Source organism: Achromobacter sp. (genome assembly GCF_057314935.1).
The window spans coordinates 1-26,022 of the sequence record NZ_DBHKZA010000002.1 but is presented as its reverse complement, the minus strand read 5'-3'; the positions used below and the strand labels follow the sequence as shown (position 1 = coordinate 26,022).

The window sequence follows — 26,022 nt, the reverse complement described above, 5'->3', positions numbered from 1 at the left end:
CGCATGTTGAACCCCGGCGCACCCGCCGGCGATAAAGCCGCTATGCCGCAATTTCTTTTTCAGACGGATCCGTCGCAGGATGTCGCGTCCCTGGCGGTTCATGCGGCCTTGCCCGCACGTCCCGGGCACTATGACGAGCTGCGCGACACCGCCGACGCGTCGGGCGCCACCCGGTTGCGCGAACCCTGGCCCCGTTTTTTTGAGCTGTTGGGCACCGGCGGCTTTGCCGATCTGGACCGGCGCGTGGACGTCGTGGCGCGCCAGATCCGCGAAAACGGCATCACCTACAACATCTACGCCGAGGCCAACGGCTCGGCGCGGCCGTGGTCGCTGGACCTGCTGCCGTTTGTCATCAACGACACGGACTGGGCCGCGATCGAGCAGGGCGTGTGCCAGCGCGCCACCGTGCTGAACCGGCTGCTCGCGGACGTCTACGGGCCGCAGACGCTGCTGGCCGACAGGCTGCTCCCGCCCGCGCTGGTGCTGGGCCACCCGGGCTATCTGCGTCCGCTGCGCGGCTATGCGCCGCCGGGCGGCACCTTTCTGCACATCGCCGCCTTCGACCTGGCGCGCGCCAGCGACGGAGGCTGGTGGGTGGTGTCGCAGCGTACCCAGGCCCCGTCCGGGCTGGGTTACCTGCTGGAGAACCGGCTGACCATTTCGGGCATGTTCCCCGAAGCGTTCAAGGAACTGCGGGTGCAGCACCTGGCCACCAGCTACCGCCGGTTGATGGACATGCTCTACAAGCTCAGCCCCGGCGGGCTGTCGGCGCATGCGCCGCCGCGCATCGTCCTGCTGACGCCGGGGCCCTATAACGAAACCTACTTCGAACAGACCTACCTGGCGCGCTATCTGGGGGTGACCCTGGTGGAAGGCGGGGATCTGGTCGTGCGCGACAAGCTGCTGTACTTGAAGACGCTGCACGGGCTGGAACGCGTGCACGCCGTGCTGCGCCGGCTGGATGACGACTTCTGCGACCCGCTGGAGCTGCGTTCGGATTCGACGCTGGGCGTGCCCGGGCTACTCCAGGTCATGCGGGCGGGCAATGTGCTGGTGGCCAATTCCCTGGGCACGAGCTTTCTGGAGTCGCCCGCCATCAACGGCTTCTTGCCCGCCATCAGCCGCCGGCTGCTGGAGGCGGACCTGCTGCTGCCGTCGCTGCCGTCCTGGTGGTGCGGCGAGGCGGCGGCGCGCGAGCAGGCGCTGGCGAACCTGCCGGGGGCGGTGGTCAAGTCCACCTATCCCAGCAACCTGCGCGGCGGCTTCGAACCGGTGATCGGGGGCGCGGTGCCGCCGTCCGAGCGCGATGCGCTGCAGGCGCGCATCGCCGCCAACCCTGACGCCTATACCATTCAGGAATACCTGCCGCTGTCGCAGGCGCCCAGTTGGAGTGCCGGGCATATCGTGCCGCGCGCCGCCATGCTGCGCGTGTTCGTCATCGCCGATGGCGAAGGCGGCTGGAACGTGCTGCCGGGCGGACTGACGCGCATCGCCAGCCGCGAACAGCAGATCGTGTCGATGCAGCGCGGCGGCAGCAGCATGGATACCTGGGTGACAACCCGCGGCGCGGTCGACACGTTCTCCATGTTGCCCGCGCAACTGCGCCCCGAAGACATCGTGCCCGCCCATCGCCCGGTATCCAGCCGGGCCGCCGAGAACCTGTTCTGGATGGGCCGTTACACCGAGCGCGCGGAAAACGACGTTCGGCTGGCCAACGTGGCGCTGACCTGGCTGAACAGCGACGAGGACAACGCGGGGGAACTGTTCGCCGCCGTGGCCGCCCTGTGCCGGCGCAGCGGCCTTGCGCCGGCCGCGCCCACCTTGTCGGTGCGGATGTTCGAATCCACGCTGCTCGCGGAACTGGCGGGTGAAGACGCCCAGGGCGGCGTGTCGCGCAATCTGGGCGCGCTGGCGTACGCGGCCGGGCAAATCCGGGACCGCCTGTCGCCGGACCATTGGCGGCTGGTCGTGACCGCGAACGAGCTCTTTCGCCGCATGGCCTCGGGCGGCAAGGAACGCGACGCCGATACGCCGGCGACGGCGCCGGACGTGCTGCGGGCGCTGAAGAACCTGGGCATGCAGCTGTCGGCCATCACGGGGTCGCAGACCGACCGCATGACGCGCGACGACGGTTGGCGGCTGCTGACGATCGGCCGGCAGATCGAACGCCTGTCGGCCATGGCCGGGTTGTTGGGCGAACTGTTCCGGCGCAACGCGGTGCTGGGCGACAGCGGGTTCAATATCCTGCTGGACCTGTTCGACAGCAAGATCACCTACCGCGCCTATTACCCCGGCCGCCAGGAAGTTCCCGCGCTGCTGAACCTGCTGGTGCAGGAACCCGCCAACCCGCGTTCGATCGCCTGCGTGTTGAGCGTGCTGCGCAAAGAGGTGGCGCGCCTGCCCGCCACCGTGGCCGGCCCGGCGACCGACTTGCTGGGGTTGCTGCCTGCCGAAGGCGCCGGGGCGGCGCTCACGGCGTTGTGCCAGCAGACGCAGGGCCTGTATGCAGGCGTGCTGGCGCTGTGCGAACAGCTGGACGCCGCCGCCAGCGCGCTTTCCAACGAAATCAGCCGGCGCTATTTCAGCCATGCGGCCGGCTACGACCAGACGCTGTCGGCGTAATGGCCGCCACCCAGCCGACACCTTTGCCGCCATGAACTTGCCCGCTCCCGACCCCGCCGACACTCCCGCGCGCACCGCTGGCGTGACCTTGGGGGTGGACCATGAAACCGCCTACCGCTATGACTCGCCGGTGGAACTGGCGCACCACCTGGGCTATCTGCGTCCCTTGAGCGACGCGTGCCAGGTGGTGGAAGATTACGCATTGAGCGTCACGCCCGCGCCGTCCGACATCATCGAAACGCTCGACGGATTCGGCAACACGCGCTGCACCTTCGCGCTGGTGGCGCCCCATGAATCGCTGACGGTGCGGGCGACCAGCCGCGTCACGGTCCATGCCCGGTTCGAGGCCCTGGACCCCGCGACGGGGCTGCCCTGGGAGGCGGCCGCGCAACGCCTGCGCTATGACCCGGCCGTGCCGTTCGCGCCCGAGGTCGAATTCACCTTCCCGTCGACCTACGTGCCGCTGCATCCCGAGCTTCGGGAATACGCCTTGCTGTCGTTCACGCCGGGGCGGCCGGTGGCCGAGGCAGCGCTGGACCTGATGCACCGTATCCACGCCGACTTCAGCTACCGACCGGCGCATACGCAGGTGTCCACGCCCATCCTGCAGGCGTTCCAGGAGCGCATCGGGGTGTGCCAGGACTTTGCGCACGTGATGATCGGCTGCCTGCGCGCCATCGGCCTGCCGGCCCGCTACGTCAGCGGCTACCTGATGTCTCAGCCGCCGCCGGGAAAGCCGAGGTTGATCGGGGCGGATGCCTCGCACGCGTGGGTCTCGGTGCATTGCGCCGGGGTGCCGGGCAACGCGGGCTGGGTGGATCTGGACCCTACCAATGACGTGGTGCCGGGCACGGCGCACGTTATCCTGGCCTATGGCCGCGACTATGGCGACGTCACGCCCTTGCGCGGCGTGATCCGCGGCGGCGGCCACGAACTGGATGTGCGCGTGACGGTCGCGCCTATCGACGAATTTCCCTCCGGGACGGATGCATGAGCTATTTCTTCGACGCGATCAACCGCCAGCTGCGCGCCCCGAAACGCCAGCGCGTGCGGCATGCCCGCGCGAAGGCGTTTCAATGCATTTGCGGCCAGCCGATATTCTTTTCCAACACCGAATGCCTGAACTGCCACCGGCAATTGGGCTTCGACCCCAAGCGCGGCCACGTGCTGGCGCTGGACGAAGGCGCGACCCCCGGCACGTGGCGGGAATCGGGCAGGGCGCGCGGCAAGACTTACAAGCGTTGCGCGAATTTCACCCTGCCGGCCTTGTGCAATTGGCTGCTGCCGGCGCATTCGCCCGATGCGCTGTGCACCGCCTGCAACCTGAACCGCACCATTCCCGACTTGTCGGTGCCGGACAACGGCCCGCTGTGGTTCAAGGTGGAAGCCGCCAAGCGCCAGATGATCGCGCAACTGATGACGCTGGGCTTGCCGATCCGGCGTTCAGAGGAACCCGACGACGGCGGGCTGGCCTTCGACCTGCTGGCGCCCGGCGCCGACGGCGCGCCGCTGTTGACCGGGCATGCGCGGGGGCTGATCACCATCAACATCCTGGAGGCCGACGACGCCTACCGGGTGAAGGTGCGCGAAGACATGCGCGAACCGTACCGGACCCTGCTGGGCCATTTCCGCCATGAGATCGGCCACTATTACTGGGACCAGCTGATCGCGCGCGGCCCGTGGCTTGAACCGTTTCGCCAGGTGTTCGGCGACGAACAGGCCGATTACGCGCAAGCCCTGCAACGCAACTACGAACAGGGCCCGCCCGCGGACTGGGACCTGCACTTCATCAGCACGTATGCGTCCTGCCATCCCTGGGAGGACTGGGCCGAGACCTGGGCGCATTACCTGCACATGATGGATACGCTGGACACGGCCATCAGCTTCGGCGTCACGCGGATGTCGGTCGAGCAGTCTTACGAACCGTTCACCACGGCGTCGCTATACGACCCGCAAGACCCCGACGGGCAAGCCTTCCTGGATCTCGTCAACGCCTGGGTGGCGCTGACCGGGGTGTTGAACGAGCTGTCGCGCAGCATGGGGCAACGGGACTTTTACCCTTTCGTGCTGCCGGCGGAAGTGGTGGGCAAGCTTCAGTTCGTGCATCGAGTGGTGAAGGGGGCGTCGGCACAGGATGGAACGCGCGCGGGCTGACCCTGCAAAGCCACGGGTAAGCCATATAGGACGAACGTCGTCCCTAGCGATTGGCATAATATGCCAATGGGCATCTATACTGGGGGCGTTCTAATCGCAGGGAAGAATCACCATGCCGACACGCAATGTCGTCCTTAGCGAGCATCAGCATGATTTCGTGGAAACCTTGGTGCAGTCAGGGCGTTATCAGAACGCCAGTGAAGTGCTGCGCGAAGGGCTGCGTCTGATCGAGCAACGCGAACGCCTGGAAACAGCCAGGATCGACGCGCTTCGCGACGCAGCCGGCAAGGGATGGGCGGATATCGCCGCAGGTCGCTTTACGGATGTTGTCGATGATGAACTCGAAGACTTCATCGGGAAGCTTGGAGCGCAAGCTGCCAATCGGGCGAAGACCGCCAAGTGATTGTGAGCTATCGGCTGTCCAACGCGGCGCAGCATGACATCGTCGACATATTGACCTGGACCCAGGGGAATTTTGGCGATGCGGCCCGTCAACGTTATGGCGCCTTGCTTGTTGCCGCGATGCGCGATATTTCCGCCGCCCCAGAACGTGTTGGCAGCATCGCTCGGCCAGAGCTTGGCGCTGGTGTTCGATCCTGGCACTTGCGGCTGAGCCGCGAACGGGCGCGTACTGAGACCGGCATTGTGCAACGACCCAGGCATTTTCTGATTTATCGGATTGAGGCGCGCATAATCATCATTGGGCGAGTGCTGCATGATGTGATGGAACGGGAGCAGCAACTGGATTCCGGGAACTCGTGGATATAGCCAGGACGGCGCCAAATCAATCAGGCACCATCCTCATCCCCTCCCGGTAAGGCGCCTCTGCCGTCATCTGCGCCAGCACTTCCCGCAACATTGCCTGCACGATTTTCACGGCCTGCGTCATCGGGCGGCTGGAGGCCGTGGCGAGCATCAGTCGGGTGGACAGGCCCGGATGCGTGATGCGGCGGGCGATCAACTGGCCGGCAGCGACTTCCTTGATGACGGCGGGCAGCCCCAGCACGGTATGGGCCAGGCCTTCGACCACGATTTCCTTCATCAACTCCAGCGCGTCGATTTCAAAGGCCACGTTGAGCGGCATGTCCGCTTGCGTGGCGGCGTGCTCCAGCGTGCGGCGCAGGCCATGGTTGCGGGTCGGCAGCACCAGCGGCAGATCGCGTAATTGTTCGAAGTCGATGCACGCCATCGACCGCGCCGCAGGCGACAGGTTCTGCGGCGGCGACACGAGCGCCAGGTCCAGTTCGGCCAAGGGGTCCACCGCGATGTGCTGTGAACGCCGCGCGTCGTGCAGCACGGCGATGTCCACGCGGGCATTGGTCAGCCATTCGTGCACGTAGCCGCTGTAGCCCGTGATGATGTTCAGCTGGATGCGCGGGTGCCGCTTCCAGACCTCGGCCACCAGCCGCGTGCCCACCATGTGGCACAGCGTGGGCGTGAGTCCCAGCGTGACCTGGCCGGATGGCGACTTCTGGTCGTTGTGGAATTCGGTAACCACGTGGTCCATCTGCCGCAAGAGCGGGCGCAACCGGTCCAGCAGCTTTTCCCCGTCGGGCGTCAGCGATACGCCGCGGCCATTGCGGTAGAGCAGGGCGCAGCCGCATTCGTCTTCCAGCTTCCGGACCTGACGGCCCAGCGCCGACTGGGCGATGCCCAGCACGGAGGCCGCTTTTGAAAAGCTGCCCTGATCGGCGACGTGGATCAGGTTTTCGATCTTGCGTAAGTCCATCCCGGGTCGGCGCGCGGGGGCGCGCCGCTGTCTCCAGTGTGCGTTTCTTGTATATCTGATTGCCAGAGTATGCCTAGTCGGCCCCGGCTTGCCAATCTAGAATTTCCTGGACTCGACCCAGACTTCCAACCCTGAACCCAGACGCCGCCCATGACCGTATCCGCCGAATCGAACACGTCCTCCCACGCCTTGCTGAAGGTGTTCGCCGCCAATGGCCTCGACCGCGTTTTCGTGGTGCCGGGCGAGAGCTATCTGGGGGTGCTGGACGCCTTGCACGATTTCCCGCAGATCGACGTGGTGACCTGCCGCCACGAGAGCGGCGCGGCCTTCATGGCGGGCGCGGACGCGAGGCTGACCGGACGCCCTGGCGTGGCGATGGTGTCGCGCGGGCCCGGCGCGACCAATGCGTCCATCGGCGTGCATGCGGCGCAGCAGGATGCCGTGCCGATGATCTTGCTGATCGGACAGGTGCCGAAGAAGGACGTGCGCAAGGAAGCCTTCCAGGAGATCGATTACCAGAAGATGTTCGGCTCGATGGCCAAGTGGGTGGTCGAAGTGTCGGCGCCCGAGGACCTGGCCGCGGCGGCCTTCAAGGCCATCCGCGTCGCCACGTCCGGCACGCCGGGTCCGGTGGTGATGGTGGTGCCCGAAGACGTGCAGCAGGCGGCGGTGCCGCAGCCGGGGTGGGTCGCGGCGGCGGAAAGCCCCGCGCAGCCCGCGCCCGCCACGCTGGAACGCATCCACGGATTGCTGGCGCAGGCGCGCCGGCCCTTGATCATTGCGGGTGGCGCATTCAACCGGCCCGATGGGCGCTGTGCGCTGCGCCGGTTGGCCGAACGGCATACGGTGCCGGTGGCGGTGTCGTTCCGCCAGCACGACCTCTTTCCCAACACGCATGCGCTCTACGCCGGGGACCTGGACCTGGCGACGCCCGCCGCCCAGGTCGCGGCCTTCGATTCCAGCGATTTGATCCTGGCCCTGGGCACGCGCCTGGGCGACATCACGACGCAGGGCTACGGGTTCCCGGCCCACCCCAAGCCGGCGCAGGCGCTGGTGCACTGCTATCCCGACCCGCACATCGTGAACCAGCATTTCGCGGCGGATGTCGGCCTGGTGGCGGACCCGGCGGCGACCGCGCACGCCTTGGCCCATCTGCCGGCGACCGGCAGCGGCCTGGCGCGGGACGATTGGGCGGCGTCGCTGCGCGCCATCCAGCAGCGCACCGCCGCCTGGCCGGAGCCGGCCGCCGACGACGGCGTGCCCTTCGTGTCGGTGGTGCGCGCGCTGACGCGCCAGACGCCCAACGACGTGGCGATCTGCCTGGACGCGGGCACCTTCGCCGCGCCCGTGTACCGGCACTTTCCTTTCGTCTATCCGCAACGGTTGATGGCGTCGCAATCCGGCGCCATGGGCTACGGCACGCCGGCCGCGGTCGCGACGCAGCTGCGCCACCCCGACCGCAAGGTGGTATGCCTGGTCGGCGACGGCGGCTTCATGATGACGGGCAACGAAATGGCCGCCGCCGCCGAACGCGGGCTGCCCATCCTCTTCATCGTGTCCAACAACAATTGCTACGGTTCGATCCGCCTGCACCAGGCGCGCACGTATCCGGGGCGTTATGTGGGCACGAACCTGTCCAGCCCCGACTTCACGATGATGGCGCGCGCCTTCGGCATGCAGGCCGAGTATCTGACCCGCGAGGACCAGCTGGATGCCGCGATCGCGCGCGGCCTGGCGTCGGAACGCCCGTATTTTCTGGAGGTGCGGACCAGCCTGGCGGCCATCCTGCCGGCAGGCGCCAGCCACGCGGCGGGCGTGGACTTGCTGCCGCGCGGCGAATAGGCCCGCGCGGCGGATCCCGGTCAGTCCTTGTAGCCGGGGTCCTTGCGGTCCATCAGGCGTAGCATGGCGGGCCATTCCAGTTCGCCGAAGGGGCGGCGCGTCGTGGGCTGGTACAGGTGCCAGGTCTTTTCAATGACCTCTGGCGGCGGCAGGCAGAGTTCCCGGTTGGCGCTCAACGCGTCCACCTGCGCCTTGCACGCCATTTCCAGCCAGTACAGCGTATTGAACGCCTGGGCGATGCTGGGCCCGACGGCAAGCAGGCCGTGGTTGCGCAGGATCATCGCATCGGACGCGCCCAGGTCCGCCACCAGCCGTTCGCGCTCGTCCAGGTCGATCGCCACGCTTTCGTAGTCGTGATACGGGATCTTGGCAAAGCGCATGGCGGTCTGTGTCAGCGGCAACAGGCCGCACTTCAGGGCCGATACCGCCATGCCCGCGCGGGTGTGCGTGTGGATCACGCACTCCACGTCGTGGCGCGCGCCGTGCACCGCGCTGTGGATCACATAGCCGGCCGCGTTGATGCCGTAGCCCGTGGACGACGGGCCAAGGACATTGCCGGCCAGGTCGATCTTGACCAGGCTGGACGCCGTGATCTCGTCATACATCATGCCGTAGGGGTTGATCAGCAGGTGATTCTCGGTGCCGGGGATGCGCGCGGTGATGTGGTTGTAGATCAGGTCGCTCATCCCGAAGTGCGACACCAACCGGTAGCAGGCGGCCAGTTGGATGCGGGTGTCGCGTTCCTGCGGGCTCATGTCGGCGCTAGCGTGCATGGTCGTCGTGTCCTGTTCAGTCGGTGGCTTTGACATTGAAGTCGCGGACGATGGCGCCCCACGATTCGTATTCGTTCTTCATCATGGCGCCGAAGGCGGCCGGCGTGGGCGTGGTGCGGACCTGGGCGCCCAGGTCGCCCAGGCGCTCGCGCACCGTCGCGTCGGCCAGCACGGCGTTCATTTCGCGGGCCAGCCGGTCCTGGATGGCGGGCGGGATGCCGGCTGGCGCGATCAGGCCCAGCCAGGCGCCCATGTCGAAACCGGGAAAGCCCTGTTCAGCCACGGTCGGCACGTCGGGCAGCATCGCCACGCGCTCCGGCGTGCTGACAGCAAGGGCCTTGAGGCGGCCGGACTTCACCATGGCCAGCGACGACACCATGGTGTCGAAGGTCGCCGTGGTGCGGCCGCCGACGATGTCGGTCTGCGCCTGGCTGCTGCCTTTGTAGGGCACGTGCACCATGGCGGCGCCGGCCTTGGACAGCAGCACCGCCGTCACCAGATGGCTGGTCGTGCCGATGCCGGTGGTGGCGTAGGTGAGCTGATCGGGCTTGGCCTTGGCCGCAGCCAGAAAATCCTTCAGGTTAGCGGCAGGATTGTCGGGGCTGACGACGAACAGGTACGGCAGCCACGTGATCAGGCCGATGGGCGCGAAATCCTTGCGGGCGTCGTAGTTCAGATTGGGATAGACGTGGGGGTTGATCGCCTGCGGGGCGGAGGCGCCGATCATCAGCGTGTAGCCGTCAGGCTTGGCGCGGGCGCCCAGGCCGGCGGCGATGGAGCCGCCCGCGCCGGGCTTGTTTTCGACGATGAATTGCTGGCCCATGCGCTGAGCCAGGCGCTCGCTCAGCATCCGGGCGACGGTATCGGTGGCCGTGCCGGGCGGGAAGCCGACCAGTATCGTGACCGGCTTGGCGGGGTAGGCGGCGTCCTGGGCCTGCGCGGCGGCATTGACGGCCCACAGCGGGGCGGCGGTCGCCAGCGCCAACGCGGCGGCAAGCCGGCGCCGGTGTGCAAAGGCAAGGACGGGGGCATTGCGCATGGTTGTCTCCTGTCATGTTTTTCATGGCGGGAGCGCGCTGGCGCCGGCCCGCATCGGGGCCGGCTCCTCATCCTGCCCCAATGCCGTCCAAGGTGGCACAAGGGGCTGGCGCCTTCAATGGCCTGGGCGGCCAAGCAGATAGCGCGAAACGGCAAGGGCGAGGCACATGCCGTGCCCCGGATGCCTGCCGCCTTACACCGTCAGGCTGATCCAGGTGGTCTTCAGGTCCGAATACTTGTCGAGCGCGTGCAGGGACTTGTCGCGGCCGAAGCCCGATTGCTTGACGCCGCCGAAGGGCACCGTGATGTCGCCGTCGGCGTAGCAGTTGACCCAGACGAGGCCCGCGCGCAGGCGGCGCGACAGCCGGTGCGCCCGCGACAGGTTCGACGTCCACAGGCCGGCGCCCAGTCCATAGACCGAATCATTGGCCAGACGGACGGCATCGTCCTCGGTGGCAAAGCGCTGGGCCGCCAGCACGGGGCCGAAGATCTCTTCACGCACCAGGGCGGAATCCTGGCTGGCGCAATCGAAGATGGTGGGTTCGATGTAGTAGCCGCCCGTGGCGGTGCGGGCCTGATTGCCGCCGATCCGCAGGCTGGCGCCGTCGGCCCGGCCGGCGGCTATGCGCGCCAGCACGCCTTGCATCTGGCGTTCGTCCACCATGGCGCCCATGGCGGTGGCCGGGTCCAGCGGATCGCCGGGCTGCAGGCCGGTGGCGTAGGCGGCCACCTTGTCCATGAAGGCGTCATAGATGCCGTCCTGCACATACAGGCGCGATCCCGCGATGCAGACTTCTCCCTGGTTCGAAAAGATGCCCAGCGCGGCGGCCTGGGCCGCGCGGTCCAGGTCGGGGCAGTCGTCGAACACGATGTGGGGCGACTTGCCGCCGCACTCCAGCCAGACGCGCTTCAAGTTCGATTCGCCGGAGTAGGTCATGAACCGCTTGCCCGTGGCGGTGGATCCCGTGAAGGCCACGCAATCCACGTCCGGGTGCAGGCCCAGGGCCTGGCCGGCCACCGCGCCCAGGCCGGGCACGACGCTGAAGACGCCCGCGGGGATGCCGGCCTCTTCGGCCAGCGCCGCCAGCCGGATGGACGACAGCGAGGCTTGTTCGGCCGGTTTCAGGATGACGCAGTTGCCGGCGGCCAGCGCAGGCGCGACCTTCCAGGCGGCCATCATCAGCGGGTAGTTCCAAGGCACCACGGCCGCCACCACGCCCAGCGGTTCGCGGGTGATGGTGGCCAGCGCGTCGGGGCCGGTCGGCGCGATCTCGTCGTAGATCTTGTCGATGGCCTCGGCGTACCAGGCGTAGCAGCGGGCGGTTTCCGGCACGTCGAAGGCCAGCGCGTCGCGGATGGGCTTGCCCATGTCCAGCGTTTCCAGCAGCGCGAGTTCTTCCGTGTGCTGGCCGATCAGGGCGGCCAGGCGCAGCAGGCGTTCCTTGCGCTGGCGGGGCGACAGGCCGCTCCAGACGCCGGCCTCGAAGGCGCGGCGCGCGGCCTGCACGGCGCGGTCCACGTCGGCCTGGCCGCAGGCGGCCACGTCCGCCAGCTTGCGGCCGTCGATGGGGCTGGACGCGGGAAACGTCGCGCCGTCGGCGGCGTCGCAATAGGCGCCGTCGATGTAGGCCTGTCCTTTGAAGCGCAGTTCGGCGGCGCGGGCGTGCCAGTAGGCTGAATCGTGGTGGCTCATGCTTGCTCTCCGGGGTGGTTGGCGCGCGCGACCATGGCGTCCAGCAGCACGTTGCAGCCGGCTTCCAGGTCCGTGGGCTTGGCGTCTTCGATCTCGTTGTGGCTCACGCCGTCCTTGCACGGCACGAAGATCATGGCGGTGGGCGTGACGCTGGCCATGTAGACGGCGTCATGGCCGGCGCCCGTCACGATATCCATGGCGGCCAGCCCGCGGCGCACGGCGCCGTCGCGCACCTTGCCGATCAGGTCCGGGTCGAACGGAGTGGGCGGGAAGTACTGCACCTGCTTGACGTCCACCGTCACGCCGTGGCGCGCGGCCACGTCCGTGCAGGTGGCGAGCCAGCGCGCATCCATCTGCGTCAGGGTGGCCTCTTCTTCATGGCGCAGGTCGACGGTGAAGCGCACCTGGCCGGGGATGACGTTGCGCGAGCCCGGGTGCGCGTGGATCTCGCCGACGGTGCCGCGGCCGTGGGGCTGATGGTCGTTGGCGATGCCCACGACCGATTGCAGCAGGAAGGTGGCGGCGTACAGGGCGTCCTTGCGGATCGGCATCGGGGTCGGGCCGGCGTGCATTTCCATGCCGGTCACGACCACGTCGTACCAGCGCACGCCCAGCGAACCCGTCACGACGCCGACCACTTTTTCTTCATGCTCCAGGATCGGGCCTTGTTCGATGTGTGCCTCGAAATACGCGCCCACCGGGCGTCCGCCCACGGCGTCCGGGCCGGCGTAGCCGATGGCGGCCAGCTCGTCGGCGACCGACTTGCCGTCGTGGTCGCGGGCGGCGAGCGCCACTTCCAGCGGGAATTTGCCGGCGAAGACGCCCGAGCCCATCATCACGGGCAGAAAGCGGGAGCCTTCCTCGTTGGTCCAGATGGCCACTTCCAGCGGCGCCTCGGTGACGACGCCGTGGTCGTTCAGGCTGCGCATGACTTCCAGCCCGGCCAGCACGCCGTAGCAGCCGTCGAACTTGCCGCCGGTGGGCTGGGTGTCGATGTGGCTGCCGGTCATGACGGGCGGCAGATCGTTGTTGCGGCCGGCGCGGCGGGCGAAGATATTGCCCACCTGGTCCACGCGCAGCGTCATGCCCGCCTCGCGCATCCAGCCGGTGACCAGATCGCGGCCCTGGCCGTCCAGCGCGGTCAGCGCCAGGCGGCAGTTGCCGCCCTTGGGGGTGGCGCCGATCTGCGCCAGATCCATCAGCGACTGCCACAGCCGCTGCCCGTTGATTGATATCGTCGTCGTCATCGTCGTATGTCCTGGTTCAATGTCCGCTGCGGGCGATGCGGGCCTGGGCGGCTTCGCGGATGCCCATCAGCGTTTCGCCCGGCGCGATGCCGTTGGCGTCGTAGCGGATTTCAAGCAGCGCGGGCAAGCTGTGTTCCTGGGCGAAGGCCAGCGCGCGTTCGAAGGCGGGACCGAAGTCGGCCGTGTTCTCGACGGCTTCGCCATAGCCGCCGTAGCCGCGGATGATCTGCGTGAAGTCCGGGTTCTCGAAGCCCAGCGCGATCGTGCGCGCGGGGAATTCGCGTTCCTGGTGGGCGCGGATGGTGCCCCAGATGCCGTTGTTGAACACCAGCACCACCACGCCCAGCTTGTACTGCAGGGCCACGCCGAGCTCCTGCATGTTCATCTGGAAGCAGCCGTCGCCGGCATAGCAGACGACGGTGCGCGCGCGGTCTTCCAGCTTGGCGGAAATGGCGGCCGGCAGGCCGTAGCCCATCGAGCCGACGGTGGGGGTCAGGCTGGTGCCCGGGCCCGCGTAGCGGCGGTAGCGGTGCGGGTAGAGCGCGTAGTTGCCCGCGCCCACGGTGATGCAGGCGTCGGCGGGAATGTGCGCGTCGACATAGGCGGCGGCCGCGTCCAGGCTCATGGGGCCTGGCGACGGCAGCGGCGCCAGGCTGTCGGTGAGTTCCTGGTGCGCGGCGCGCACGGTGTCGCCGCGCGGCGCGGCGTGGCCGGAGGCCAGCGTGGCGACGCTGGCGGCAAAGCTGGCGACGTCGGCCACGATGGCCTGCGTGGGCGAGAACACGCGGCCCAGCTCGGCGGCGTCGGGGTAGACGTGAATCAGCTTCTGGCGCGGCAGCGGGCTTTCAATGACGGTATAGCCCTCGGTGGTGGCTTCGCCCAGGCGGGTGCCCACGGCCAGCACCAGATCGGCGTCGCGCAGGCGTTGGCGCAGCGCGGGCGTCATGGCCCAGCCCACGTGGCCGGCGGCGTTGGGATGGCGCTGGTCAAAACATTCCAGGCGGCGCCAGGCGGTGCCGACCGGCAGTTCGAAGCGCTCGGCGAAGCCGGCGATCTGGTCGATGGCGGTCTGATGCCAGCCGTTGCCGCCCAGCAGCAGGAAGGGGCGTTCCGCCGCATCCAGCAACTGCGTCATGCGGGCCAGGTCGGCGGCGCCGGGGTGGCTGTGCACGCGCGGGTAGCGCGGCAGATCCGCCACGCGGGCGGTGCCCCACAACGTGTCTTCCGGCAGCGCCAGCACGACCGGGCCGGGGCGGCCGCTGGTGGCCACCGCGAAGGCGCGGGAAATGTATTCGGGGATGCGGTCGGTGCGGTCGATCTGCGCGACCCACTTGGCCATCTGGCCGAACATGCGGCGGTAGTCGATTTCCTGGAACGCTTCGCGCTCCATGAAGTCGTTGCCGACCTGGCCCACGAACAGGATCATCGGCGTGGAGTCCTGGTAGGCGGTGTGCACGCCGATGCTGGCGTTGGTGGCGCCCGGGCCGCGCGTCACGAAGCAGATGCCGGGCTCGCCGGTCAGCTTGCCGTAGGCTTCGGCCATATAGGCCGCGCCGCTCTCCTGGCGGCAGACGATCGGCTCGATGGCATCGGTGTGCTCGTTCAGGGCGTCGATGCAGGGCAGATAGCTTTCGCCGGGAATCATGAATACGCGGCGCGCGCCATGGATGCGCAATTGCTGCATCAGGATCTGACCGCCATTGCGTTCGGGTAAAGCGGCTGACGTCATGCGGAGTCTCCTTGTTGCGGGACGGCCTGCGCACGGCGCTCGGCGGCCCATCGTTCGAATTGGTCGTGGCGCGCCAGCAGGCGGCGCGCGGTGTTGTAAACGGGGGGATCGATGCGTTCGGCATCGTGGCGCCCGGCGCGCTGGGCGTCGAAACGGGCCACGCAGTCGCGGGCGGCGTCGATCTCGTCGGCGGCCGGCGTGAACACCGCATGGATCAGCGGCACCTGTTCGGCCACGGTCGCGCACTTGGACTTCAGGCCCAGGCGGCGCGCCCAGCGCAGGTCGGTTTCCAGCGCGGGCAGGTCGCGGTAATTGAACGGGCAGTCGATCGGCACGCAGCCGGCCGCGGTGCAGTCCACCAGGAAGCGGGCGCGCACGGCGTGCAGTTCGATGCCGTCCTTGCCGCGTTCGGCGCCCAGGCTGGCCGTCAGGTCCTCGGCGGCCAGCAGGCAGGCGGACACGCGCGGGCTGGCGGTCAGGATGTCGTAGGCGCGCACCAGACCCAGCGCCGACTCCAGCGTCGGCACGATCTCGGTGCTGCCGGGCGGCAGGCCCAGTTCGGCTTCAAGGGCGGTGATGGCCTGGTCCAGCGCGGCGATCTGGGCGGCGCTTTCGGCATGCGGCAGGAACACCGCATCCGGTGCGCCCGGCATCACGCCGCGCAGGTCGGCCATGCCATCGTCTTCCAGCTTGTTGATGCGCACGGCCGCCACCACGCCCTGGGCGCGGCATTCGGCAAACAGGGCGGCGATGCGCGGGCGCGCCGCCGGGCGTTCGACCTTGGCGGTGAATTCCTCCAGGTCGGCGACCAGCGCATCGGTGCCGCTGGCCAGGCCCGCGGCCTGGGCGGCGGCGTCCAGGCCCGGCACGAACATCCAGCTGCGGCGCAGCGCCGCGGGGCGGCGGTGAGAGGGGGAGTGGGTCATTGCACGTGCCTCGGCAGGAACAGCACCAGTTCAGGGACAAAGGTCAGCAGCAGCATGACGGCGGTCATCGCCAGCATCATCCACGACAGCGGACGCAAGGTCTGCATCATGTTGATGCCGCCGATCTTGCATGCGGCCATCAGGTCGACGCCGACCGGCGGCGTATTGGCGCCGATCGCCATGTTGATGGACAGCAGGATGCCGAAATGCACCGGGTCGATGTTGTAGTGTGCCAGCACGGGCATCACGACGGGGGCCACGATGATGATGACCGGAATCGCCTCCATGAACGTGCCCAGCAGCAGCAGGACCACCGTCAGCACCAGCAGCACGGCGGTCTTGCTGTCGGTCCATTCCACCAGCAGGGTGGACAGCGCCTGCGGCACCTGTTCGGCCACCAGCACCCAGGCGAACAGGCCCGAGGCGCCGATGATCAGCAGGATGGACGCGCTGCTTTCGCCGGTGGACTTCAGGTTGTCCCACAGTGACTTCAGGCTGAGCGTGCGGTACCAGAAGAAGCCGATCAGCAAGGCGTAGACGATGGCGCTGGAGGCGGCTTCGGTGGCGGTGAAGATGCCGAAGCGGATGCCGCCGATGATCAGCACCGGCACCATCAGCGCCGGCAGGGCGTCGATGGCCGCGGCGCGCAGCTCGCCCCACGAGAACGGCTGGCCGCCGGCCCAGTTGTGCTTGCGCGACTGCCAGATGGCCACGCCGATCAGCGACAGGCCCAGCAGGATGCCCGGGATGATGCCGGCCACGAACAGCTTGCCCACCGAGGTGTCGGTGATGGTGCCGTACACGATCAGCACGATGCTGGGCGGGATGATGGTGGAGGTGGCGCCGGCGCTGCCGACCAGCGCGCAGGAAAAGCCCTTGTCGTAGCCGCTGCGCGCCATCGCCGGCAGCAGCAGGCTGCCGATGGCCACTACGTCGGCTACGCCGGACCCGGACAGCGCCCCGAACATCAGGCAGGCCAGCACGGCCACGACCGCCAGGCCGCCCTTGATGTCGCCGACGATGGCGGCGCACAGGCGCACGATGCGCTGGGTGAGGCCCGCGCCGTTCATCAACTGGGCGGCCAGGATGAAGAGCGGGATCGCCAGCAGCGTGAAGCTGTCCAGCCCCACGACGTACTGCTGCGCCGCGACCATCATGGGCGCGGAGTCGTAGATCGCCAGATAGGCCAGGCAGGACAGCACCAGGCCGAAGGCGATGGGCATGTCGATCAGCACCGTGATCGTGAACACGCCCATCAGGAAAATTGCACCCGAAGACATCTTGTTATTCCTTTGCCGCGGCGGGGGCGGGAGAGAACAGTTGCGCCAGATGCACCACCACGGTGATGGCGCAGGCGAACGGCAGCGCCAGGTAGACCGTGCCGGCGGACACGTCCAGCGCGGGCAGCGTCTGGTCCATCGTCAGCTCGGCCAGTTGCCAGCCGGCGTAGCCCAGCGCGACCAGCCCGACGATGACCAGCGCCTGGTTGATGCGCTCGAACACGTTCAGCACGCGCGGGCTGCGCACCACGAAGGGCAGCAGGCCGGCCATCAGGTGCGACCGCTCGTAGCTGCAGGCGACCCCGCCGATGAAGGCGGACCACACCAGCACCAGACGCGGCAGTTCCTCGGCCCAATGGGGCGTGGTGTGCGTGACGAAGCGGGCGAACACCACATAAGTGATCAGGATCGCCAGCAAGGCCACCGCCAGGGCGGCGAAGGCCTTGCTGATGCCCGACAGGATGGCGGACAGTCGGTTCAGCATTACTGGGCCTCGCGGTACTTCTGCACGATCGCCATCAGCTCGGGGCCGTAGGTGACCGAATAAGTCTTCCAGACCGGCTGCACGGCGGCGGCGAACGCGGTCTTGTCGACCTCGTTGACCTGCATGCCTTTCTCTTTGAGCTGCGCCACGAACTGCTGGTCGCCGTCGGTGATCATCTTGCGCTGGGCGTCGCGCCATTTGTCCGCGGCGGCTTGCACGATCTTCTTGTCGTCGGCCGAGAGGCGGTTCCAGACCGGCTTGGAGATGATCAGGTTGGCCGGGCCCCAGACGTGGCCGGTCAGCGACAGGTACTTCTGCACTTCGAAGAACGACGAGGTGTAGATGATGGACAGCGGATTTTCCTGGGCGTCGAACACCTTTTGCTGCAACGCCGAATACAGCTCGCCGAACGCCAGCGGGGCGGGGTTGGCGCCCAGCGCGGTGAAGGTGTCCAGGCGCATCTTGTCGGGCGTGACGCGGGTCTTCAGCCCGGTCAGGTCGGCGGGCTTGGCGACGGGGCCGCGGTTGTTGGTCACGTGGCGAAAGCCGTTTTCCCACCAGGAAATGATGGTCAGGTTCTTCTTGTCGGCCAGCTTGGCCAGGGCCTCGCCCAGTTCGCCGTCAAATGCCTTGTAGGCTTGCTGCGAGGTCGACCACGTATAGGGCAGTTCCACCACGCCGAACTTGGGTTCGATCGGTTGCAGGGAACCCGAGCCGATGATGGCCGCGCCCTGGCTGCCGATCTGAAGGCCTTCCAGCATGGTTTTCTCGTTGCCCAGCTGGCCGCTGGGGAACAGGATGAAGTTGACGCGGCCCGCGGTCTTTTCCTTGACCTCGGCGGCGAAGCCCTCGGCCGCCTTGTTCCAGCTGTGGCTGGGGGCCAGCACGTGGCCCAGCTTGATGTCCAACGCGTGGGCGGACAGTGGCGCCAGGCCCGCCATGGCGAGCAGGGCGCCGCCGAGCAGGGCGTTGAGTTTCTTAGTGGCGTGGATCATGGGATAGCTCCGGATGCGAAAGTAGGGGATGGATAAGGGGGAGATCGGCGGCGGGGGGCGGCCCCGCTCAGTAGGATTGCGCCCGCATGGATGCGGGGTGGCCGGGCAAAGGGATGCGGGCGCCCGTGTCGGTCAGGCCGTCGTCGCCCACGGCCAGCACCTGGAGCGTCGCATCCAGGAAATTGCCCACGTACAGGTAGCGGCTGTCGGGGCTGAACGCCACGCCCTCGGGCAGCGCGCCGACCTCGACCGCGCCCGCGCGCGTGACGCGTTGGCCATCGATGCGCAACAGCACGATCTGGCCGCGTGGATGGTGGAACCATTCGGAAGACGGGTTGTTCGACCCCTGCACGATGGCGACGGCGGCATGACGGCCGTCGGGGCTGATCGCGATGCCCTCGGGGCCGTCTTCGACCATCACGCGGTCGATGACGCGGGGCGGGGTGGCAAGCAGGTCGACCACGCTGACGGAATCCGCATGGCCGTCCGACGCCGTCGGGCTGCCCATGTCCACCACCAGCGCCAGCGCGCCGTCCGGCGACACGACGAGATTGAAGGGCACCAGACCGGTGGTCAGGTCTTCGGCCGGGTCATGCGTGACGCGCGGGGCGGGTCCGCTTTCATCGATGTGCAGCACGCCCAGGCGGTGCGTGTCGGTCTTGACGACAAAGGCGCGGCGGCCGTCGGCGGAAAACGAGACGGCGACGACGGGCGTGCCCACGTCCACGTCGCCGCAGGCTTCGACCCGGCCATCGGCGATCTTCAAAACGGACACGGAGCGGCCGGCCTTGTTGGCGACCAATGCAAGCGTGCCCGCGCGGTTGATCGACAGGCCGGACGGCTGCAAGCCGATCTGCAGCGTTTGCGCCAAGGCCGGCGGACTGGTGGCCAGATCGATCACGTGCAGGTCGCGGCCGGGGGCCGGCTGCCACCCGGCGCCGTCGGCGCGTTCTGCCCAGGCCATGGAGTCGGCAATCAACGCCAGCCGCTGATCCGGGGTCACGGCCAGGTTGACCGGCGGGCCGAACAGCGAATTGGGCAGAGGCAGGGTCGCGACCAGCACGGGCGCGGCAGGACTGGCTGCGGCATCGAAGATGCTGAGCGTGTCGCGCCCCGGCGCCAGGAAGCGGATGCGGCCGTCGTCCCAGGTGACTTTCTCGTCGTTGCCGACCAGCAGGAAGTGGGGCGTCGGGGTCATGCCGCCAGCTCCTGGACTTGCGGCACGGCCAGCGTGGCGCCGATCAACTGCCGCGTATAGGGGTGGGCGGGCGAGAAATACACCTGGTCCGCGTCGCCGCGTTCGACCACGCGGCCGCCTTGCAGCACCACGATCTTGTCAGCGATGTGCTGCACGACCGCCAGGTTGTGGCTGATGAACAGATAGCCCAGGCCGCGTTCGCGCTGCAATTGCATCAGCAGGTTCAGGATCTGCGCCTGCACGGAGACGTCCAGCGCGGACGTGGGCTCGTCGCAGATCAGCAACTGGGGCTCCAGCATCAGCGCGCGGGCGATGGCCACGCGCTGGCGCTGCCCGCCCGAGAGCTCGCGCGGATAGCGGGCCGCGAATGCCGGCACCAATCCCACGGCGTCCATCATCCGGCGCACGGCCGCGGCTTGAGCGGACGCGTCGCCCATGCCATGGACCCGCAGCGGCGCGGTCAGGATCTCGTTGATGGTGCGGCGCGGGTTCAGCGAGGAGTACGGGTCCTGGAACACCATCTGGATGCGGCGGGCTCGGGCGCGCGCCGGCATGGCGACCAGCGGCTGGCCGTCCAGCAGCGCCTGGCCCTGGGTCGGGGCCAGCAGGCCCAGCATCAGTTTGGCGATCGTGGACTTGCCGCTGCCGGACTCGCCGACCAGGCCGATGGTCTGGCCGGCGGGCACATGCAGGTCGATGTCGTGCAGGATGCGCGGCGCGGGGCGGCGCGACAAAAGGCTGGCGCGGCCATACTGGAAGCACAGGCCGTTCAGGCTGATGCTGGCGGGTGTCGGTTTCATGCCGGGGCTCCAAGACGCATGGCGCCGGGTTTGACGCAGAGGCAACGGTGCCCGCCCTGCACGCGCGCGGTGATGGGCTGCGCGCAACGCGCTTCGGCCACCGGGCAGCGCTCGCGGAACGCGCATCCCCGGATGGCCGTATCCAGCGACGGCACGGCGCCGGCAATGGTGGGCAGGTCAGAGTGCGGCGCGGTGCGGCCGGGCTGGGGAATGCAGTTCAGCAGCATGGCGGTATAGGGATGGCTGGGATGCTCCAGTACCTCGCGCACGCTGCCGCCTTCGACGATGTCGCCCGCGTACATGACGATGACGTGGTCGGCGACGCGCGCGACCAGCCCCATGTCGTGGGAAATGAACACCATCCCCAAGCCGAATTCCGTCTGGATGTCGCGCAGCAGGTCCAGCAGATCGGCCTGCACCGTCACGTCCAGCGCCGTGGTGGGTTCGTCGGCGATCAGCAGTTCCGGCCCGCACATCAGCGCCATGGCGATCATCACGCGCTGGCGCAGGCCGCCCGACAACTCAAAGGGAAACTGCTTCATGCGGTCTTGCGGGTTGGTGATGCCGACCCGGCGCAGCAGGTATTCGGCGCGCTCGACGGCTTGCCGGCGGCTGACGCGCTTGTGCCGGCGCAGCACGTCGACCAGCTGCGTGCCGATCGGAAACACCGGATTCAGCGACGTCATGGGATCCTGGAAGATCATCGCGATGCGCGCGCCGCGCAGCGCCGCCAGGTCGCGCGGCTTAAGCCGGGACAGGTCCTGGCCGGCGAATTCCAGCGTCGCCACGCGACGGCGCGCGGCGGCAGGCAGCAGATCCAGCAGCGCCAGGGCCGTCAAGGATTTGCCGCAGCCCGACTCGCCGACGATGCATAGCGTCTTGCCGCGTTCCAGGCTGAAGTCCACCGCGCGCACGACGTGCTTGGTGTGCGTGGGGGTGTGGATGTCGATGTGCAGGCCCTGGACCTGCAGGAGGGGGGAGCCGGTCGGCGTCATGGCGTCAGCCCTTCTTCATTTGGATGGCGCGCAGCGTCTCGCCCGCGCGGTTCACGCACAGGACCAGCACGAACAGCACGATGCTGGGGATCACCACCAGGGACGGCTGGAACAGCATGTTTTCCTTGCCCTCGGCGATCATCAGGCCCAGCGACGGCATCGGGGCCGGCACGCCCAGGCCCAGGAACGACAGCGAGGCTTCCAGCGTGATCGCCATGGCGGCGTCCACCGTGCCGATGATGAGCAGGTTGCCGACCAGGTTGGGCAGGATGTCGCGCCAGATGATCTGCAGATGCGTGCAGCCTTGCAGGCGCGACGCGGTGACGAATTCGGCGTTGCGCAGGCCTGCGGCCATGGTGCGCGCGACCAGCGCGTAGCGCTCCCACAGCAGCAGGCCCAGCACCAGCACCACCACAGTCAGGGACGCGCCCACCACCGACACTACGGCCAGCGCCACCAGGATGATCGGCAGCGCCAGGCGCGCGGTGATCAGGAACGACACGACGCGGTCCACGGCGCCGCCGAAGTAGCCGGCCACGACGCCCAGCGTCGTGCCGATCAGTCCGCCCATCAGGGCGACCGACAGGCCGATCAGCGCCGAGACGCGCACGCCGTACAGGGCGCGGGCCAGCACGTCGCGGCCCAGCTGGTCGGTGCCCAGGATGTGGTTCCAGTCGCCGCCTTCGCCCCAGACGGGCTCTTGCAGCCGGGCCAGCAGGTCTTGCGAGTACGGGTCATGCGCAATCAGGTAGGGGCCGATCAGGCCGGCCAGCACCAGCAATGCCAGCACGGCCAGGCCGAAGCCGCGGCCGGCGCGGGCCAGGCGGTCGCCGCGCGGCGCGGCGGGCAGGGAGGAAAACAGAACAGTGCTCATGAGGCGGCTCGCACGCGGGGGTCCAGCCAACCGTTGATCAGGTCGGCGGCCAGGGTCAGGACGATGTAGATCAGCGCGAAGATCAGGATCAGCGCCTGCATCGTGGGGAAGTCGCCGCGCAGGATGGACGTCCAGGCCAGCAGCCCGGCGCCATTGATGGCGAACACGGTTTCGATGACGACGGAGCCGGCCAGCAAGGTGCCCATCTGCGCGGCGGCCAGCGACACCAGCGGCCGCAAGGCGTTGCGCAGCGCGTACTTCAAGACCACGCTGGGGCCTGCCAGGCCCATGGCGCGGGCGGTGCGGATGTAGTCGGTGGCCAGCACGGTCTCCATCTCGGATTTCATCAGGCGCAGCATCGCGGGCATCGCGAAAAGCCCCAGTGCGACGACGGGCATCACGTAGTGCTTCCAGCTGTCGAACCCCGAGGCCGGCAGCCATTGGTTGCGCACGCTGAAGACGATGATCAGCAGGAACGCCAGGCAGAACGGCGGCATCGCCTGCGCGCAGGCAGACAGCAGCATGGTGGCGCGGTCGGCGAGCGAGCCCTTGCGCAATCCCGCCAGCACGCCCAGCGGAATCGCCAGCAGCAGCGCGAACGCCATCGCGGCCAAGCCGAGTTTTGCGGTGGCGGGGAAGTGCTGGCTCAGCAGTTCGGCCACCGGGCGGCTGAAGTACAGGCTGTCGCCGAAATCGCCGTGCACGACCCCGGCGAGCCAACGGCCATACTGCACCAGGATCGGGTCGGAAAAGCCGTGCTGCGCCGACAGGCGGGCGGCGTCGGCCGCGCTGCCTTCACCGGCCAGGCGCGCCGCCGGGTTGCCGGAGGCGAACACCAGCGAGAAGCTGATCAGCGACACGAACACCACCAGCAAGGCGGCGACCAGCAAGCGGCGAAACAGGAATGCAATCATGGGTCAACCTTTGTTGCGGTGCGCCAGCGCACCGGCGCGCGCCGCCCGGCCGGGACGCCGAAGCGCCCCGGCCGGACAGGCAATCAAGCGGCGCGTCGGCCGTCCGGATCAGTTCCAGGAGGCCTTGTAGAAACGCGGGAACTCGTCGCCGTCGACCGAGAAGTTCAGGTCCTTGGCCTGCACGGCGTTCAGCGAGTGGTTCCACAGCGGCACCCAGTACGCCTGGTCGGCCACGATCTTCTGCGCGGCCGCGTAGTTCTTGGCGCGCAGCTCGCGGTCAACCGACGTGTCGGCCGCTTCCAGATACTTGATGACCTCGGGGTTGCGGGCCTGGTCGTCCGGACCGCCGCGGAAGAAGTTGCTGGTGGACAGCGCCGCGTCCGCGATGCCGTACGAACCCCAGTTGGACGACAGCATGGCGATCTTGCCGTCGCGCCAGTTGGTCATGGCGGTGCCGTACTGCTGTTCGACCAGGTTCAGCTTGATGCCGGCCTGCGCCATCTGGGCGGCGGCCGCGTCCAGGATGCTGCGCGGCGGCGCCGAAATGACCAGGTCCAGCGTGATGCCGTTGGGGTAGCCGGCGGACGCCAGCAATTGCTTGGCGCGGGCCGGGTCGAACTTGTAGGCCTGTACGTCGGCGGCGCAACCGAACTGGGCCGGGTTGCAGGCCGCGTTGATGACCTTGGACGCGCCGCCCACCAGGGCTTTGCGGATCGCTTCGCGGTCGATGGCGTAGTTGATGGCCTGGCGCACTTCCTGCTTGGCCAGCGGCGACTTGCCGTCGTCGAAACGCGGGTTCAGCGAGATATAGCTGATGCGCATGATGCTGCTGCTCTTGACCGTGACGGTCGGCGTCTTCTCCATGCGGCGGGCCACGTCCGGCGGCACACGCCAGATCCAGTCCAGGCCGCCCGACAGCAGTTCGGCGTACTGGGTGTTGGCGTCGGGCAGCACGCGCACCACCAGCTTTTGCACGGCCGGCTTGGAGCCGAAGTAGTCATCGAAGCGTTCGTACACGTAACGGCTGCCGGGCTGGCTGTCGGTCAGGCGGTAGGGCCCGGTGCCGATGGGCTTGGCGCCCATGTCGGACTGGTTGGCCTCGTAATATTTCCGCGGATAGATCGGCAGGTTCTCAGACAGCATTTCCAGCGCCAGCGGGTAGGGCGTCTTCATCTTGATGCGCACGGTGTCGTCGCCGGCCTTTTCCGCCTTGGCGATCCACGCGACCTGGTTCTGGAAGCGGGCCTTGTAGGCGTCTGACGACACCAGGTTCAGCGTGTACAGCACGTCGTCGATGGTCAGCAGCGATCCGTCGTGGAATTTCACGTCGCGGCGGATGGGCAGTTCGATGGTGGTGTCGTCGACGAACTTGTAGCCTGTGGCGATGGCCGGGCCGAATTCGCCCGTGTCCTGGTTCTTTTGCAGCAACCCCGAGAAGACCATGCGCGCCAGCGCCAGGCCGGGACGGTCCGATTCCTTGTAGGCGTCCAGCGTGGCGGGCGCCGCGTCGAAGGCGATGTTGAGGGAGTTGTCAGCCTTGTTGGCCTGGGCGGCGTGGGCGCCTAGCGCCAATAGCGCCGCGCTCACTAGCTTCACGGTACGGGTCAGCTGCATGTTTTCACCTTGATATGTTTTAGGTATTTGACGTACGGGTCTTACGGGTCTTGCGGGACAGCGGGACAGCGGGACAGCGGGACTGCAGGGTCGTGCGAAATCGCGGGCAAGCCGCTCCCCTTGCCGCAGGCGGCGCTGTTCGCGCCGGCGGTGCATGCACGGTCGGTAAGGGAAGGGGCCTGGGGCGCCAGGCCGGGGGCTTAGCGGGTCATCAAATCATCGGATCCCAACGTTGCCGAAGTCTTCCCGCAGGCGCGCCAGGATGCCGACCAGGTGGTCGTGCATGGCGTGGCGCGCGCGGATGGGATCGCGGTCGACAATGGCCGCGAGGATGCGCTCGTGTTCTTTCTGCGCTTCGCTCCACACCTTGGTGGTCACGAAGTGCTCTTCCAGCCGGTGGAACACCGGGCTAAGCGTGCTGAGGTGCCAGATGTGCGAGATGGCCGCGGCCAGGGCCGCGTTGCCGCAGGCGGCGCCGATGGCGCTGTGGAAGGCGCGGTCGTGCACGCTGGGAGATTCGGTCAGCGACATGCCTTCGTGCGCTGCGCGGATCGCCGCGATCTGCGCGGGCGACGCCTTCTGCGCGGCCAGCGCGGCGCATTCCGGTTCGATCAGCAGACGCGTTTCCAGCAGGTCGAAGGGGCCGATGTCGGTCGCTTCCACACTGTCTGCGGCGGGGGGCTGGGGCGCGTCCTGATAGTTGCCGTCTTCGCGCGGCGGGCACACGAACACGCCGGTGCCCACGCGCACATCCACATAGCCTTCGATTTCCAGCGCAATCAGGGCCTCGCGCACCGACGCCCGGCTGACTTGCAGTTGCTCGGCCAGTTCGCGCTCGGCGGGCAATCTGCCGCCCGCCGGGAAATCGCCCGCCTTGATACGCGCGGCGATCTGGTCGGCAATCATGCGGTAGAGGCGGGTCGAGGCTACGGCCTGAAGGGAAGTCATTGTGGCGTGGGATGGAGTGTTCGGGGGGTAGAGCGTAATGGGTCTGGGGCGCTCGTGTCTTGTGCAGGGGCGACGGGACGCGGGAATCGTGTTCAGGTGCCTGATGGTCCAGTGGTCAGGCCACTGGACGAAATGTACCGGAGGGAATTCCGCTTGGGAATCGGGAA

General features: G+C 68.0%; 23 protein-coding genes. 6 read left to right on the top strand and 17 right to left on the bottom strand.

The annotated features are described in order from the left end of the window. Positions 1 to 42: 42 nt before the first annotated feature. The 5 genes from ACO6D5_RS00875 to ACO6D5_RS00855 all read left to right on the top strand — a co-directional run bounded on the left by ACO6D5_RS00875 (position 43) and on the right by ACO6D5_RS00855 (position 5,544). A complete protein-coding gene (locus ACO6D5_RS00875) occupies positions 43 to 2,622 on the top strand; it encodes a circularly permuted type 2 ATP-grasp protein (protein ID WP_485824361.1) in 2,580 nt (859 codons plus the stop codon). A 31-nt stretch (positions 2,623 to 2,653) separates the two neighbouring features. Further along, a complete protein-coding gene (locus ACO6D5_RS00870; protein ID WP_485824360.1) occupies positions 2,654 to 3,616 on the top strand; it encodes a transglutaminase family protein in 963 nt (320 codons plus the stop codon). Further along, positions 3,613 to 4,776, top strand: coding sequence for a zinc-binding metallopeptidase family protein (locus ACO6D5_RS00865; protein ID WP_485824359.1), 1,164 nt, complete (start codon positions 3,613 to 3,615; stop codon positions 4,774 to 4,776). The genes ACO6D5_RS00870 and ACO6D5_RS00865 overlap by 4 nt, the downstream gene beginning before the upstream one ends. Positions 4,777 to 4,888: 112 nt before the next feature. Beyond that, complete coding sequence (locus ACO6D5_RS00860; protein WP_315847329.1) at positions 4,889 to 5,179, top strand: type II toxin-antitoxin system ParD family antitoxin; 291 nt, start codon at positions 4,889 to 4,891, stop codon at positions 5,177 to 5,179. Then, positions 5,176 to 5,544 carry a type II toxin-antitoxin system RelE/ParE family toxin gene (locus tag ACO6D5_RS00855; protein WP_485824358.1) on the top strand — a complete coding sequence of 123 codons (369 nt, stop codon included), beginning with the start codon at positions 5,176 to 5,178 and terminating at the stop codon, positions 5,542 to 5,544. The genes ACO6D5_RS00860 and ACO6D5_RS00855 overlap by 4 nt, the downstream gene beginning before the upstream one ends. A 16-nt stretch (positions 5,545 to 5,560) precedes the next feature. Here ACO6D5_RS00855 and ACO6D5_RS00850 read toward each other — a convergent pair whose 3' ends face one another. Then, positions 5,561 to 6,505, bottom strand: a complete 945-nt coding sequence (locus ACO6D5_RS00850) for a LysR family transcriptional regulator (protein WP_485824357.1) — start codon at positions 6,503 to 6,505, stop codon at positions 5,561 to 5,563. A 150-nt stretch (positions 6,506 to 6,655) separates the two neighbouring features. Here ACO6D5_RS00850 and ACO6D5_RS00845 point away from each other — a divergent pair, with 150 nt between their 5' ends. Next, a complete protein-coding gene (locus ACO6D5_RS00845; protein ID WP_485824356.1) occupies positions 6,656 to 8,347 on the top strand; it encodes a thiamine pyrophosphate-dependent enzyme in 1,692 nt (563 codons plus the stop codon). 20 nt (positions 8,348 to 8,367) lie between these two features. Here the strand turns inward: ACO6D5_RS00845 and ACO6D5_RS00840 are convergent, their stop codons facing one another. The 16 genes from ACO6D5_RS00840 to ACO6D5_RS00765 form a co-directional block, all read right to left on the bottom strand. Then, positions 8,368 to 9,120 carry a class II aldolase/adducin family protein gene (locus ACO6D5_RS00840; protein ID WP_315847333.1) on the bottom strand — a complete coding sequence of 251 codons (753 nt, stop codon included), beginning with the start codon at positions 9,118 to 9,120 and terminating at the stop codon, positions 8,368 to 8,370. Between the two features lie 16 nt (positions 9,121 to 9,136). Next, on the bottom strand, positions 9,137 to 10,159 hold the full coding sequence (locus ACO6D5_RS00835; RefSeq protein WP_485824355.1) for a Bug family tripartite tricarboxylate transporter substrate binding protein: 1,023 nt from the start codon (positions 10,157 to 10,159) through the stop codon (positions 9,137 to 9,139). Positions 10,160 to 10,351: 192 nt separating this feature from the next. Next, positions 10,352 to 11,851, bottom strand: coding sequence for an aldehyde dehydrogenase (locus tag ACO6D5_RS00830; RefSeq protein WP_485824354.1), 1,500 nt, complete (start codon positions 11,849 to 11,851; stop codon positions 10,352 to 10,354). After that, positions 11,848 to 13,098, bottom strand: a complete 1,251-nt coding sequence (locus ACO6D5_RS00825) for a Zn-dependent hydrolase (RefSeq protein ID WP_485824353.1) — start codon at positions 13,096 to 13,098, stop codon at positions 11,848 to 11,850. Before ACO6D5_RS00825 ends, ACO6D5_RS00830 begins: the two co-directional genes overlap by 4 nt. Positions 13,099 to 13,114: 16 nt before the next feature. After that, positions 13,115 to 14,827 carry a thiamine pyrophosphate-binding protein gene (locus ACO6D5_RS00820; RefSeq protein WP_485824352.1) on the bottom strand — a complete coding sequence of 571 codons (1,713 nt, stop codon included), beginning with the start codon at positions 14,825 to 14,827 and terminating at the stop codon, positions 13,115 to 13,117. After that, positions 14,824 to 15,753, bottom strand: coding sequence for an HpcH/HpaI aldolase/citrate lyase family protein (locus ACO6D5_RS00815; RefSeq protein WP_485824351.1), 930 nt, complete (start codon positions 15,751 to 15,753; stop codon positions 14,824 to 14,826). Before ACO6D5_RS00815 ends, ACO6D5_RS00820 begins: the two co-directional genes overlap by 4 nt. Continuing rightward, entirely contained in the window at positions 15,750 to 17,033 is a 1,284-nt protein-coding gene (locus tag ACO6D5_RS00810; protein WP_485824350.1) for a TRAP transporter large permease, read from the bottom strand. Before ACO6D5_RS00810 ends, ACO6D5_RS00815 begins: the two co-directional genes overlap by 4 nt. A 4-nt stretch (positions 17,034 to 17,037) precedes the next feature. After that, entirely contained in the window at positions 17,038 to 17,517 is a 480-nt protein-coding gene (locus ACO6D5_RS00805) for a TRAP transporter small permease (protein ID WP_315847279.1), read from the bottom strand. Then, positions 17,517 to 18,512 carry a TRAP transporter substrate-binding protein gene (locus tag ACO6D5_RS00800; protein ID WP_485824349.1) on the bottom strand — a complete coding sequence of 332 codons (996 nt, stop codon included), beginning with the start codon at positions 18,510 to 18,512 and terminating at the stop codon, positions 17,517 to 17,519. Before ACO6D5_RS00800 ends, ACO6D5_RS00805 begins: the two co-directional genes overlap by 1 nt. A gap of 67 nt (positions 18,513 to 18,579) precedes the next feature. Then, the gene (locus tag ACO6D5_RS00795) at positions 18,580 to 19,710 is read right to left on the bottom strand and encodes a lactonase family protein (RefSeq protein WP_485824348.1); all 1,131 of its coding nucleotides are present in this window, start codon (positions 19,708 to 19,710) and stop codon (positions 18,580 to 18,582) included. Further along, the gene (locus tag ACO6D5_RS00790; RefSeq protein WP_485824347.1) at positions 19,707 to 20,510 is read right to left on the bottom strand and encodes an ATP-binding cassette domain-containing protein; all 804 of its coding nucleotides are present in this window, start codon (positions 20,508 to 20,510) and stop codon (positions 19,707 to 19,709) included. Before ACO6D5_RS00790 ends, ACO6D5_RS00795 begins: the two co-directional genes overlap by 4 nt. Further along, complete coding sequence (locus ACO6D5_RS00785; RefSeq protein ID WP_485824346.1) at positions 20,507 to 21,505, bottom strand: ABC transporter ATP-binding protein; 999 nt, start codon at positions 21,503 to 21,505, stop codon at positions 20,507 to 20,509. Before ACO6D5_RS00785 ends, ACO6D5_RS00790 begins: the two co-directional genes overlap by 4 nt. A 4-nt stretch (positions 21,506 to 21,509) precedes the next feature. Next, positions 21,510 to 22,379, bottom strand: a complete 870-nt coding sequence (locus ACO6D5_RS00780) for an ABC transporter permease (RefSeq protein WP_485824345.1) — start codon at positions 22,377 to 22,379, stop codon at positions 21,510 to 21,512. Beyond that, positions 22,376 to 23,293 carry an ABC transporter permease gene (locus tag ACO6D5_RS00775; RefSeq protein ID WP_485824344.1) on the bottom strand — a complete coding sequence of 306 codons (918 nt, stop codon included), beginning with the start codon at positions 23,291 to 23,293 and terminating at the stop codon, positions 22,376 to 22,378. Before ACO6D5_RS00775 ends, ACO6D5_RS00780 begins: the two co-directional genes overlap by 4 nt. 108 nt (positions 23,294 to 23,401) lie before the next feature. Further along, positions 23,402 to 24,907, bottom strand: coding sequence for an ABC transporter substrate-binding protein (locus tag ACO6D5_RS00770; RefSeq protein WP_485824343.1), 1,506 nt, complete (start codon positions 24,905 to 24,907; stop codon positions 23,402 to 23,404). 216 nt (positions 24,908 to 25,123) lie between these two features. Continuing rightward, positions 25,124 to 25,855: a FadR/GntR family transcriptional regulator gene (locus tag ACO6D5_RS00765; RefSeq protein WP_485824342.1), complete on the bottom strand. Its 732-nt coding sequence runs from the start codon at positions 25,853 to 25,855 to the stop codon at positions 25,124 to 25,126. Positions 25,856 to 26,022 lie beyond the last annotated feature (167 nt).

What these genes read in the sequence shown, in the direction of transcription:
- ACO6D5_RS00875 (WP_485824361.1), top strand. Translation starts at nt 43, where the DNA reads ATGCCGCAATTTCTTTTTCAGACGGATCCGTCGCAGGATGTCGCGTCC.
- ACO6D5_RS00870 (WP_485824360.1), top strand. Translation starts at nt 2,654, where the DNA reads ATGAACTTGCCCGCTCCCGACCCCGCCGACACTCCCGCGCGCACCGCT.
- ACO6D5_RS00865 (WP_485824359.1), top strand. Translation starts at nt 3,613, where the DNA reads ATGAGCTATTTCTTCGACGCGATCAACCGCCAGCTGCGCGCCCCGAAA.
- ACO6D5_RS00860 (WP_315847329.1), top strand. Translation starts at nt 4,889, where the DNA reads ATGCCGACACGCAATGTCGTCCTTAGCGAGCATCAGCATGATTTCGTG.
- ACO6D5_RS00850 (WP_485824357.1), bottom strand. Translation starts at nt 6,505, where the DNA reads ATGGACTTACGCAAGATCGAAAACCTGATCCACGTCGCCGATCAGGGC.
- ACO6D5_RS00845 (WP_485824356.1), top strand. Translation starts at nt 6,656, where the DNA reads ATGACCGTATCCGCCGAATCGAACACGTCCTCCCACGCCTTGCTGAAG.
- ACO6D5_RS00840 (WP_315847333.1), bottom strand. Translation starts at nt 9,120, where the DNA reads ATGCACGCTAGCGCCGACATGAGCCCGCAGGAACGCGACACCCGCATC.
- ACO6D5_RS00835 (WP_485824355.1), bottom strand. Translation starts at nt 10,159, where the DNA reads ATGCGCAATGCCCCCGTCCTTGCCTTTGCACACCGGCGCCGGCTTGCC.
- ACO6D5_RS00830 (WP_485824354.1), bottom strand. Translation starts at nt 11,851, where the DNA reads ATGAGCCACCACGATTCAGCCTACTGGCACGCCCGCGCCGCCGAACTG.
- ACO6D5_RS00825 (WP_485824353.1), bottom strand. Translation starts at nt 13,098, where the DNA reads ATGACGACGACGATATCAATCAACGGGCAGCGGCTGTGGCAGTCGCTG.
- ACO6D5_RS00820 (WP_485824352.1), bottom strand. Translation starts at nt 14,827, where the DNA reads ATGACGTCAGCCGCTTTACCCGAACGCAATGGCGGTCAGATCCTGATG.
- ACO6D5_RS00815 (WP_485824351.1), bottom strand. Translation starts at nt 15,753, where the DNA reads ATGACCCACTCCCCCTCTCACCGCCGCCCCGCGGCGCTGCGCCGCAGC.
- ACO6D5_RS00810 (WP_485824350.1), bottom strand. Translation starts at nt 17,033, where the DNA reads ATGTCTTCGGGTGCAATTTTCCTGATGGGCGTGTTCACGATCACGGTG.
- ACO6D5_RS00805 (WP_315847279.1), bottom strand. Translation starts at nt 17,517, where the DNA reads ATGCTGAACCGACTGTCCGCCATCCTGTCGGGCATCAGCAAGGCCTTC.
- ACO6D5_RS00800 (WP_485824349.1), bottom strand. Translation starts at nt 18,512, where the DNA reads ATGATCCACGCCACTAAGAAACTCAACGCCCTGCTCGGCGGCGCCCTG.
- ACO6D5_RS00795 (WP_485824348.1), bottom strand. Translation starts at nt 19,710, where the DNA reads ATGACCCCGACGCCCCACTTCCTGCTGGTCGGCAACGACGAGAAAGTC.
- ACO6D5_RS00790 (WP_485824347.1), bottom strand. Translation starts at nt 20,510, where the DNA reads ATGAAACCGACACCCGCCAGCATCAGCCTGAACGGCCTGTGCTTCCAG.
- ACO6D5_RS00785 (WP_485824346.1), bottom strand. Translation starts at nt 21,505, where the DNA reads ATGACGCCGACCGGCTCCCCCCTCCTGCAGGTCCAGGGCCTGCACATC.
- ACO6D5_RS00780 (WP_485824345.1), bottom strand. Translation starts at nt 22,379, where the DNA reads ATGAGCACTGTTCTGTTTTCCTCCCTGCCCGCCGCGCCGCGCGGCGAC.
- ACO6D5_RS00775 (WP_485824344.1), bottom strand. Translation starts at nt 23,293, where the DNA reads ATGATTGCATTCCTGTTTCGCCGCTTGCTGGTCGCCGCCTTGCTGGTG.
- ACO6D5_RS00770 (WP_485824343.1), bottom strand. Translation starts at nt 24,907, where the DNA reads ATGCAGCTGACCCGTACCGTGAAGCTAGTGAGCGCGGCGCTATTGGCG.
- ACO6D5_RS00765 (WP_485824342.1), bottom strand. Translation starts at nt 25,855, where the DNA reads ATGACTTCCCTTCAGGCCGTAGCCTCGACCCGCCTCTACCGCATGATT.